Origin of the sequence: Vibrio sp. 10N.286.51.B11 (assembly GCF_041469245.1) — a bacterium.
Taxonomy (GTDB): domain Bacteria; phylum Pseudomonadota; class Gammaproteobacteria; order Enterobacterales; family Vibrionaceae; genus Vibrio; species Vibrio crassostreae_C.
Genome location: NZ_JBFRKI010000061.1, coordinates 1 through 584 on the forward strand (window position 1 = coordinate 1; position 584 = coordinate 584).

Below are 584 nucleotides of genomic sequence, written 5' to 3' on the forward strand. Positions count from 1 at the left end.
CTAGGTAAGCGTAGTTACGCTCTGCTTCTGCTACCGCAAACTCACCAAGACGGATGAATGCTTTACGAGGTAGCGTTGCTAGGAAGTTAGGGTTACCACGACCTGCATCAAGAAGTGCACGATCTGGCACAGCTTGCGCCACTTCAATCAGTTTGTCTTTTAGCTCGAATGGGCTTAGGTCAGCGAATTTTGAAAAATCGATAGTTGGAGTTTGAGTAGTCATAATAGATACCTTACTTTCATAAATTTTAGCAAGTCGATCCCCTTCCCTATGTTTGGCCAGGGAATCGCTTAGTGTTTTAATTGGATTGACGTCTTAGACTGACGTTATAGTCTGAATTACATACCAGCGTTGACGGAGATAATGCCGACGATGATTGGTCCCCAAAGGGTCAATAGCACGTTGGCTACTGCGTAAGTCACTGTGAATGAGAATACTGGAGTTGCATTGCCTGTTTTTTCCATCAATGCCGCAAACGCAGGGTTTGCACTTCGACCACCAGTCACACAACCAAGTGCTTCAATTGGGTTTTTGATTCTCAAAACAAAGTAAGAGAAGAAGAACGAAATAATCTGTGGAATGA

2 pseudogenes are annotated in these 584 nt (G+C 43.8%); both read right to left on the minus strand.

The window, feature by feature from the left end:
* A pseudogene (locus AB4154_RS22180) lies at window positions 1–223 on the minus strand (bifunctional aspartate transaminase/aspartate 4-decarboxylase); the annotation flags it as partial.
* Window positions 224–339: 116 nt separating this feature from the next.
* Window positions 340–584: pseudogene (locus AB4154_RS22185) on the minus strand (aspartate-alanine antiporter); the annotation flags it as partial.